We start from the raw sequence: 9,997 nt of genomic DNA, 5'->3' as shown, positions 1-9,997 counted from the left end.
TGGCGGAAGCCTCCGCACTGGCCGCGCTGCGCTGCGACCATGAGGATGCCTGGGCGCATGTCGCACTCGGCAGCGTCTGCTTCTCGACACGCCGGCTTGCGGATGCGCTGTCCGAGTTCGAGCAAGCGCTCGCGCTCAATCCGAACTTCTCGCTGGCGCAAGGCTATTACGCACTGGCGCTGTCCTATGCCGGACGGCCGAAGGATTCGTTCGAGGCCGCCCAAAGGGCGATCCGGCTGTCACCGCGCGATCCGTCGCTGGCGATCTATCAGGGCATCGCCGGCTATGCGCGTTTCACCGAACGCCAATACGACGAGGCCATCGCGCTCGCGCGCGAGGCGATCCGCCATCGCGGCGATCTCACCGGCGCCTACCGCGTGCTCGCGGTCTCAGCCGGCATGACGGGCGACGCGATGCTCGCGGAGACGGCGCTGGGCGAGCTCCGTCGCACCCAGCCGGACATCTCGCTGCACTGGATCGCGACAAAGCTGCCATGGGCCAATGAGGCCGATCGCGAGCACTATCTGGAGGGATTTCGGCGCGCGGGGTTGCGTTAGACGACCGTGATGCGGTCCTACGTCGTGCGCTTGCGGCGCAGGTGGACGATGACGTCGAGCCGCGCGATCTCGTGCCCGGGAAGCGCCTCGGGGATCTTGGTGAAGGCAAGACCGTCGGCAACATCGACCAGCACATCCTCGCCTTCGAGATAGAAGTGCGGATGCACGGATGTGTCGGTGTCGAAGAACGACTTGATGCCGTCGGCCGCGATCCGGCGGAGCAGGCCAGCCTCGGTGAACTGGTTCAGCGTGTTATAGACGGTCGCGAGCGACAGATACGCGTTCGCCGCCATCGCCTCTTCATAGAGGCTCTCTGCGGTGACATGACGATGGCCGCCCAGGAACAGCAATTGGCCGAGCGCGAGGCGCTGACGCGTCGGGCGCAGGCCGGCATTGCCCAGCAATTGCAGGCAGTGCTGCACGCCCGCGTCCGGCGGCAGCTCGTGGCCGGCGACATCAGGTCCGTCATCGTCACCCACAGGGATATTCGTGGCCTGGATGTCCATCGATTGTCTCACGCGTCTCACGGCTCAAGGAAGCAGGACACGCCGTTCCGGGTCCCGCCAGTTGCCATTCGATCGCAAAGGCGGCGGCTCGGCTTTGATCCGGATCAAATCCGCAGCGCAGCCGCCTCCGACCTATCGCAAGGCGGTCCGGTTTATTCCGCGTGGCGCAAGAAGGCTCGACTACCGTCCCGCGACGCTGTGTCGCTAGTTCCACCGGGCGTGTCGGCCAACGACCGACATCATGGCTCTCCCCGGCAATAAGAGGCCGATCCATCAAAACAGGACGCGCTGTACATTTTTTGTGCGAGCCCTGTCGCGACTTTCATCTTGCGGCGCCGAACGGGACTGTGTGAGCCTCGATATCGGATGGGGACTGGGATGGGCCGGCCGTCGCTTTGCGCGCGAGGACGTTGCGGAGCGTTCACGGCCGGTCGCTTGAGAAAGATACGACATGCCAAAACGAGTGTTGCTTGGTCTCCTCCTGGCTTGCGGCCTCACGGCCCCGGCACTGGCGCAAGAGCCGAAAACGGGGGGCGTGGTCAATGCCGTGATCCAGCCCGAGCCGCCCGGCCTGATGCTCGCCCTGGTCCAGAACGGCCCGACCCAGATGGTGTCGGGCAATATCTTCGAGGGGCTGCTGCGCTACAGCCCCAAGCTCGAACCGCAGCCGGAGCTCGCCGAGAGCTGGAGCGTCAGCGAGGACGCCAAGACCTACACCTTCAAGCTCAGGAAGGGCGTGACCTGGCATGACGGCAAGCCCTTCACCGCCGCCGACGTGCTGTTCTCGGTCGAGATGCTGAAGCAGACCCATGCGCGCGCCCGCAACAACCTCGCGCAGGTCGACAAGGTCGAGGCGCCCGACGACTACACTGTCGTGTTCACGCTGAAGCAGCCGTTCGGCCCGTTCCTCGGCATCTTCGAGGTCGGATCGATGCCGATGGTGCCGAAGCATCTCTATGACGGCACCGACTTCAAGACCAATCCTTACAACAACGCGCCTGTCGGCACCGGCCCCTTCATGTTCAGGGAGTGGCAGAAGGGCTCGTTCATCCGCCTGGTCAAGAACCCGAACTATCATGAGAAGGGCAAGCCCTATCTCGACGAGATCTACTGGCAGATCATTCCCGACGCCGCGGCGCGCTCGGTGGCGTATGAGACCGGCAAGGTCGATGTGCTGCCCGGCGGCTCGGTCGAGAACTTCGACGTGCCGCGGCTGTCCAAGCTGAAGGACACTTGCGTCACCGGCGCCGGTTGGGAGTTCTTCTCGCCGCTGGCCTGGCTGTGGCTCAACAACCGCCAGGGTCCGCTCGCCGACAAGCGGGTGCGGCAGGCGGTCATGTATGCGATCGATCGCGACTTCGCCAAGGACGTGATCTGGAACGGGCTCGGCAAGGTCGCAACCGGCCCGTCCGCCTCGACCATCAAATACTACACCGACGACGTGAAGAAATATCCGTACGATCCGGCCAAGGCCAAGGCGCTGCTGAAGGAAGCCGGCTACAAGGGCGAGAAGATCCGCCTGCTGCCGCTCGCCTATGGCGAGACCTGGCAGCGCTGGGGTGAAGCGGTGAAGCAGAACCTGATGGACGTCGGCATCAATATCGAGACCATCGCCACCGACGTTGCCGGCGGCAACCAGAAGATCGGCGATTGGGATTACGACATCGCCTTCACCTATCTCTACCAGTACGGCGACCCCGCCCTCGGCGTCGGCCGCAACTACGTCTCCAGCGCCATCGCCAAGGGCCAGGTGTTCAACAATGTCGAGGGTTACTCCAACCCGGAGATCGACAAGCTGTTCGCCGACGGCGCGGTCGCAACCCCTGACTCCAAGCGCAAGGAGATCTACGAGAAGGCGCAGAAGATCCTCGTCGAGGACGTGCCGGTGGCCTGGATGCTCGAGCTGCAATTCCCGACCATCACGCGCTGCAAGGTCAAGAACCTGATCACCACGGGCATCGGGGTCAATGACGGCTTCAAGGACGCATGGCTCGAGAAGTGAGGGCGGGCACTCCGAACTCCGCTTACCTCTCCCGCTTGCGGGAGAGGTCGACGCGCTCGCAGAGCGCGGCGGGAGAGGGCTTTCTCCTCTTGGCGTCCTCTCTGCGGAAATACCCTCTCCCCTGCCCTCTCCCGCAAGCGGGAGAGGGAGCGCACCGTGATTGTCGCTGCGTTCAACCTGATCTGATCGCCATCTAAGATGCTCTCCTTCGTCGCTCAACGTATCCTGAAGGGCGTGATCGTCCTGCTTGCGATCGTCGTCCTCAATTTCTTCCTGATCCGGCTTGCGCCCGGCGATCCCGCTGTCGTGATGGCGGGCGAGGCCGGAGCCAGCGACCAGGTCTTCGTCAAGCAGCTCCGGGAAAAGTTCGGCCTCGACAAGCCGCTGCCCGAGCAGCTTTTCATCTACGTCAAGGGCGTCGTGACGCTCGACCTCGGCTTCTCCTTCCGCCAGCAGGCACCGGTCGCAAAGCTGATCGGCGAACGGCTGCCGGCGACGCTGCTGCTGACGCTGACGGCATTCGCGATCTCGCTCGCGCTCGGCATTCTGTTCGGCACCTTCGCCGCGCGCTTTGCCGGGACCTTCCTCGACACGGCCATCACCGTGTTCGCGCTGGTCTTCTATGCCATGCCGCTGTTCTGGGTGGCGCTGATGGGCATCCTGCTGTTCTCGGTCACCATGGATTGGTTGCCGAGTTTTGGTTACGAGACGGTCGGTGCCAACCTCACCGGCTTCGCCCATGCGGTCGATGTCGCAAAGCACCTGATCATGCCGGCGATGACGCTCGGCCTGTTCTTCATGGCGACCTATACCCGCATGACGCGCGCCTCGATGCTGGAGGTGAAGCGGCTCGACTTCGTCAAGACGGCGCGGGCCAAGGGCCTCTCGGACGCCGTGATCCAGCGCCGCCACGTGCTGCGCAACGCGCTGCTGCCGGTCGTGACGCTGGCCGGCGTGCATTCCGGCACGCTGATCGGCGGTGCCGTCATCACCGAGACCGTGTTCGCCTGGCCCGGCATCGGACGCCTGATGTACGACGCCCTGCTCCAGCGCGACTACAATCTGCTGCTTGGCGTCTTCGTGATCTGCTCCGCCATGGTGCTGATCTTCAACCTCATCACCGACCTGGTCTACCGACTGGTCGATCCGCGCATCGAATTCGCCTCATGAAACAGTTCTGGAAATCGATGCTGAAGAGCCCGAGCGGCGTCATCGGGCTCGTCATCCTGGTGCTCGCGATCTCGGTCGCATTGTTCGGGCCGATGCTGTTCCCAAACTCGCCCTGGCGCATGGTGCAGCGGCCGTTCCTGCCGCCGTTCACACTCTCGACGGTGCCGCTCGGCACCGACGCGCTCGGTCGCGACGTGTTCGCCGGCATGATTTTTGGCGCACGCGTCTCGCTGCTGGTGGGCCTCGTCTCCACGCTGGTGGCGCTGATCGTCGGCATGCCGATCGGCGCCATGGCCGGCTATTTCGGCGGCAGGGTCGATGACGCCCTGATGCGCTTCACCGAGTTCTTCCAGACCATTCCGAGCTTCGCGCTCGCGATCGTGCTGGTCGCGATCCTGCAGCCTTCGATCTATTCGATCGTGACCTCGATCGCGCTGGTGAGCTGGCCGCCGGTCGCCCGTCTCGTGCGCGGCGAGGTGCTGTCGCTGCGCACGCGCGAATATGTCCAGGCCGCCGTGGTCACCGGGCAGTCGCACACCTGGATCATCCTGCGCGAGATCCTGCCCAACGCGCTGTCACCGGTGATCGTGCTGGCCTCGCTGATGGTGGCGACCGCGATCCTGCTGGAATCCTCGCTGTCCTTCCTCGGCCTCGGCGATCCCAATCTGATCTCCTGGGGCTACATGGTCGGCGCCGGCCGCACCGTGATCCGCCAGGCCTGGTGGATCACCGTGTTTCCCGGTGTCGCCATCCTGATCTCCGTGCTCGGATTGAACCTGATCGGCGAAGGCCTCAACGACGCGCTCAATCCGCGTCTGTCGCGAGAGGGACGCTGACGATGAGCGCCGCGCCCGCCGTCTCCATCAAGAACCTCAAGATCGCGCTGCCGAAAGGCGCCGAGCGTCCGTTCGCCGTGGACGGCGTCTCGCTGGACCTGCGGCCCGGCAAGATCGTCTGCGTCGTCGGCGAGTCCGGCTCCGGCAAGTCGATGTGCGCGCATGCGCTGATGGGCCTGTTGCCTGATACGGTGTCTATCGCCTCCGGCGAGATCCAGTTCGAAGACCGCGACCTGCTCAACCTCGATGACGACGGCTGGCGCGATCTGCGCGGCCGCAGGCTGGCGATGATTTTTCAGGAGCCGATGACCGCGCTCAATCCGCTGATGCGGATCGGCGACCAGATGGCGGAGATGTTCGAGGCACACGGCCTGCTCACGCCGGGAGAGCGGCGCGCGAGAGCGCTCGCTTTGGCACGGGAAGTCGGCCTGCCCGATCCCGAGCGCATCGTCCGCGCCTATCCGCACCAGCTCTCCGGCGGCCAGCGCCAGCGCGCCATGATTGCGATGGCGCTGGCGCTCGAGCCGGCCGTGCTGGTCGCGGACGAGCCCACCACCGCGCTCGACGTCACCACGCAGGCGCAGATCCTGAAACTGATCCGCAACCTTCAGCGCAATCGCAACATGGCGGTGATGTTCATCACCCATGATTTCGGCGTGGTCGCCGACATCGCCGACCAGGTCGTCGTGCTCCGGCATGGCAAGGTCGTCGAGGAAGGCCCGGCCGCGACCGTCTTCAACGAGCCGCAGCACGACTACACCAAGGCCCTGCTCGCAGCCGTGCCCTCGATGGATCCGCCAGAGCGAAAGCCGCTCGACGATCAGGCCAGGGCGGTCGAGGTGATCGGTCTGGACAAGACCTACGTGACATCCGGCGGCTGGTTTCGCGAGGACCGCCGCGTCGATGCGGCGCGCGCGGTCAATTTCGACATCCTCAAGGGCGAGACGCTCGGCCTCGTCGGCGAATCCGGTTCCGGAAAATCGTCGGTGGCGCGGCTCGTGATGCGGCTGATCGAGGCGGACCGCGGCACGGTGCGGATCGGCGAGACCGATCTCACGTCGCTCTCTGGCAAGGCGCTGCGCACCGAGCGCCACCGCATCCAGATGATCTTCCAGGATCCGTTCGCCTCGCTCAATCCGCGGCGCAAGATCGGCCACATCATCGCCGACGGCCCGATCGCGGCGGGCATCGATCCGAAGATCGCCTTCGACCGCGCCCGCGATCTCCTCAAGATGGTGGGCCTCGATGCCGGCGCGCTCGAACGCTATCCGCATGAATTCTCGGGCGGCCAGCGCCAGCGCATCGGCATTGCGCGCGCGCTGGCGCTCGAGCCCGAGATCATCGTCGCGGATGAAGCCGTCTCCGCGCTCGACGTCTCGGTGCAGGCGCAAGTCTTGAGACTGCTCGAAGACCTCAAGGTACGCCTGGGCCTCTCGATGCTGTTCATCACCCACGATTTGCGCGTCGCCGCCCAGATCTGCGACCGCATCGCGGTAATGCAGCGCGGCGCCATCGTCGAGTTGAAGCCGACGGCGCAGCTCTTCGCCGCGCCGGAGCATGCCTATACGCGGGAGCTGCTTGCGGCGGTGCCGGGGCGCAAGGACCGCGCGCCGGCGGCGTGAACGAACGCGTGCGACAGCCGAATTCGAGATCGTTCTAAGACTTGCCCGCCGCAAGATGAGAAACATATTCGATTGAACGGCATTGGCTTGGCAAGATTGTCCTTGCTGGCGGCAGCAAAGGGAAAATTGGCATCGGACCGCGCGCGTCGTGATGCGTTGCGCAGCTTCGCAATTCACGCGAGAGAGCAAACCGGGGCATCCGACCGCCGGAGTACCATCACGCGCATTTGTTCTGACGTGAGCGGCTGCGCCGTTTCGAAGCCGAAACAGGCGCCATAGATCGAAATGGAATGATCACCGTCATCTGATGACGGATTTGCCAACTGATATCCGGAGCCACCATGGGCGAAGTTATTCAATTTGTCTCAAAGTCCGAGCGCGAGCGAGCGCGTCTTATTCAAGAGGCACGCGCCATTTACGACAGCATCTTCCCATCGGCTGATCCCGCCAGCGAGGGGCAGGATAAGGCAGCGAGAGGCCGGCGGTCCATCGGACGCGACGGGAGTAACCTGTCGTGATCAAGATCATCGCCGTGCTTTGCAGCATCGCCTCTCCGACCAATTGTCACGAGCAGATCGTCACCACCTCGGATTTTGCGGAGGTTTCGGTGCAGTCCTGCCTGATGGGCGCGCCGCAACTCGCCGACTGGATGAACCAGCATCCGGCCGAGCGACTGGCAGCGTGGCGCTGCGTGATCGGGAAGCAGGCCGGCCGGGGAATCTAGCGACGAAGCTGATCGAGCAGGTCGCACGGTGACGACAATCCGCCACCGGCGAAAATCAACTTCTTGCGCCTCGCCGCACGCGCCGAACGGTATCGCTCTAACGGTATCGCCCTATCGGGTAGTGTTGCTCCAGGTCGGAACGGAATTGGTCACTCCGACCGAGGGCCAATTGTACGAGCCGACCGACGGTGCCGTGACCGTGCCGGCCGTCTGTCCGGATGACCCGTAGGACGCCCTCGGCTGCGCTGCCGATGCTGGCGCACCGCTATAGCTCGGCGCCACCACACCCGTGCTGTAATGTCGGCTCGACCGGACCTTCTTTGCTTCAGCCGCGAAAGGCGCGGCAAGCAATCCGGTCGTGATGAGCGCGGCAATGGCGAATTTGATGGTTTTCATGGCTGATCCTTTCGCCCGCTGCACGCCCCGGTATTCAACTGTACATTCACCGGACAATTTCCATAGGTCTCAGTTCATAACTCCGTGCGCGAGCGAAGGTGCCGAAGCGCAGGGAGCACGCATCCGCCGCCTTCGGATCGACCCGAATCAGCGTTAGTGCATTGCGATCAGTGACTTCCCTGGACGCGAGCAGCATGACCGGCGCCGAACTGAAGCAACTCCGCGACGACCTCTCCGACGCCCTCGAGCGCAAGCTCACGGCGGCCGACATGGCCAAGCTCTGCGGATTGCCGGAGAAGGGCGGCGCTGACACCATCCGGCGCTGGGAGGTCAGCGGTCCGACGCCGTCGGCGACCAAAGTGCTGCGCGTGCTGGCGATGGCGAGCGAGCGCTATCCGATCCTGGAGAAGTTCGACATCTTCGATCGCCATGACGTGCGCGAGGAGGACCGGCCTGCAAAACGCGCGGCGTTCCGCGAACAGATGCGCGATGAGGCGCGACGGCGTCTTGGTTAATGAAGCAGGCTCAGAGGTTACCGGAAAGCTGCGAAGTTAAGCCTTCCTTCAGCATTTCTTAAGCCGACATTAAGCACGAAAATCATTTGCAGCCCAATAAGTTAGCTTGGGCCTCGCTGTGCCACGCATGTGACAGCATTTTCGTCAAAAGCAAGCTATCTGCAAAACCAACGCCGGCGCGGAAAAGCGCGCCTGCCGGGGACCTTTAGTGTTGGAGTTTGGACTATGAAGAAGATTCTGTTTGCGACCGTGGCGCTGCTCGCGATGGGCGCGGCTGCCCCGGCCGTCGGCGCCGATCTCGGCAACCGCAACTACTATAAGACGCCCGCGCCGGCCTATGCCGCGCCAATCTATAACTGGACCGGTTTCTATATCGGCGGCCATGTCGGCGGCGCGTTCTCCAGCGACAACAACTTCAACGGCCTCTCCACCGGCAACAACGGCAACGGCCGTTTCCTCGGCGGCGTGCAGGTCGGAGCGGACTGGCAGATCAACCCGAACTTCGTGGTCGGCGTCGAAGGTCAGTATTCCTGGCTCTCCGGCAGCGTCGGCGCAGTGTTTCCGGGCGGCGTCGCCTACACCAACGACCAGCGTGGCCTCGGCTCGATCACCGGCCGCGTCGGCTACACCTGGGGCCCCGGCCTCGTCTACGTGAAGGGCGGCTATGCCTATTCGGACAACAACGAGAAGGTGACCGTCGGTGGCGTGCCGACCGGGTTCGTGATCACTGGCGATCACCGCAACGGCTACACGGTCGGCGCCGGCCTCGAATACATGTTCGCCCCGAACTGGTCGGCCAAGGCCGAGTACCAGTACTACAATTTCGGCGAGGCGAGCTTCACCGGCGGTCCGCTCGCGGGCACCGGCAGCTTCACCACCGACGACCACACCATCAAGGCGGGCGTCAACTATCGCTTCAACTGGGCAAGCCCGGCGGTCGCGCGCTACTGATCGGTTACCGCAATCTTAAGATGACCCAGGGCCGGCGATTTCGCCGGCCCTTCTTTTTTCGCCCTGCGGAACACGCGCAACCTTTTGCGGAGATTGCGAATTTTTAACTCGCCGTGCGGATACTGCCGGCCACCAAGCAGAAACAAGAATTGTTGGGGGAATTTCGATGGCGATCCGTCTCAGCCTTAGCGGCTCACTTGGCCGAATGCGGCCGCGTTTCAAGATGCCGACCTGGGGCGTGCGCGGCAGCCTGTTCGCGGCCTTCGCGGTGATCGCTGGCATGGGCCTCGTGATCTCGGCCGGCGCCGGCCTCGTGCTGCAAAATCTCGGCGGACGGATGACCGAACTGAGCGGGCGGGACATTCCGCGCCTTGCCGCCAGCCTGCAATTGTCGGCACTGAGCGCGAGCCTTGCGGCACAGGGACCGGCCCTGCTCGCGGCTCAAACCGAGGACGCCCTGAAAGAGCGCACCGCGAAGCTCAAGGAGCTGCAGGAGCAGACGCAGAAGAAGCTCAACGAGATCATCGAGCTCGGTGGCGACAAGAATGTCGTCTCCGGACTCAGCGAGACGATGAAGAGCATCAACGAGGCGGCCCAGAGCCTGGCCAAGGCCGCCCGCGAACGGCTGGATATCGCCGCCCTACACGACAAGCAATATGACGCGCTGCGCAGCGCGCAGGGCGCCTTCGTCGGCGCGGCCAGCCCGGCCATGCTCGAC

General features: G+C 64.1%; 10 protein-coding genes and 1 pseudogene. 9 read left to right on the top strand and 2 right to left on the bottom strand.

The window, feature by feature from the left end:
• Positions 1–557, top strand: a 557-nt coding sequence (locus MOV75_RS15195; protein WP_247006106.1) for a tetratricopeptide repeat protein, incomplete at its 5' end; no start/stop codon positions are given.
• Positions 558–574: 17 nt separating this feature from the next.
• Here MOV75_RS15195 and irr read toward each other — a convergent pair.
• Positions 575–1,063, bottom strand: a complete 489-nt coding sequence (gene irr / locus MOV75_RS15190; protein WP_247006103.1) for a Fur family transcriptional regulator Irr — start codon at positions 1,061–1,063, stop codon at positions 575–577.
• A 451-nt stretch (positions 1,064–1,514) separates the two neighbouring features.
• Between irr and MOV75_RS15185 the strand changes: the two genes are divergently transcribed.
• From MOV75_RS15185 to MOV75_RS15165, 5 genes are all read left to right on the top strand, one after another.
• Positions 1,515–3,065 (top strand): ABC transporter substrate-binding protein, encoded by a 1,551-nt coding sequence (locus MOV75_RS15185; RefSeq protein ID WP_246919070.1) that lies wholly within the window; start codon positions 1,515–1,517, stop codon positions 3,063–3,065.
• A gap of 198 nt (positions 3,066–3,263) precedes the next feature.
• Complete coding sequence (locus MOV75_RS15180; protein ID WP_247006100.1) at positions 3,264–4,235, top strand: ABC transporter permease; 972 nt, start codon at positions 3,264–3,266, stop codon at positions 4,233–4,235.
• Positions 4,232–5,071, top strand: coding sequence for an ABC transporter permease (locus MOV75_RS15175; protein ID WP_247006098.1), 840 nt, complete (start codon positions 4,232–4,234; stop codon positions 5,069–5,071). Before MOV75_RS15180 ends, MOV75_RS15175 begins: the two co-directional genes overlap by 4 nt.
• A 2-nt stretch (positions 5,072–5,073) precedes the next feature.
• Complete coding sequence (locus MOV75_RS15170) at positions 5,074–6,693, top strand: ABC transporter ATP-binding protein (RefSeq protein ID WP_246919067.1); 1,620 nt, start codon at positions 5,074–5,076, stop codon at positions 6,691–6,693.
• Positions 6,694–7,207: 514 nt separating this feature from the next.
• Positions 7,208–7,417, top strand: coding sequence for a hypothetical protein (locus MOV75_RS15165; protein WP_246919066.1), 210 nt, complete (start codon positions 7,208–7,210; stop codon positions 7,415–7,417).
• A gap of 111 nt (positions 7,418–7,528) precedes the next feature.
• On the opposite strand, the gene MOV75_RS15160 is transcribed toward MOV75_RS15165, so the two are convergent.
• Positions 7,529–7,813 carry a hypothetical protein gene (locus MOV75_RS15160; RefSeq protein ID WP_246919065.1) on the bottom strand — a complete coding sequence of 95 codons (285 nt, stop codon included), beginning with the start codon at positions 7,811–7,813 and terminating at the stop codon, positions 7,529–7,531.
• Between the two features lie 194 nt (positions 7,814–8,007).
• Here MOV75_RS15160 and MOV75_RS15155 point away from each other — a divergent pair, with 194 nt between their 5' ends.
• The 3 genes and pseudogenes from MOV75_RS15155 to MOV75_RS15145 all read left to right on the top strand — a co-directional run.
• Positions 8,008–8,328 carry a hypothetical protein gene (locus MOV75_RS15155; RefSeq protein WP_246919064.1) on the top strand — a complete coding sequence of 107 codons (321 nt, stop codon included), beginning with the start codon at positions 8,008–8,010 and terminating at the stop codon, positions 8,326–8,328.
• Between the two features lie 225 nt (positions 8,329–8,553).
• A complete protein-coding gene (locus MOV75_RS15150) occupies positions 8,554–9,279 on the top strand; it encodes an outer membrane protein (RefSeq protein WP_246919063.1) in 726 nt (241 codons plus the stop codon).
• A gap of 166 nt (positions 9,280–9,445) precedes the next feature.
• Positions 9,446–9,997, top strand: a pseudogene (locus MOV75_RS15145) (methyl-accepting chemotaxis protein); the annotation flags it as partial.

It is taken from the genome of Bradyrhizobium sp. PRIMUS42 (assembly GCF_023006515.1).
Lineage (GTDB): Bacteria > Pseudomonadota > Alphaproteobacteria > Rhizobiales > Xanthobacteraceae > Bradyrhizobium.
This window is presented reverse-complemented; position numbering and strand designations above follow the sequence as displayed.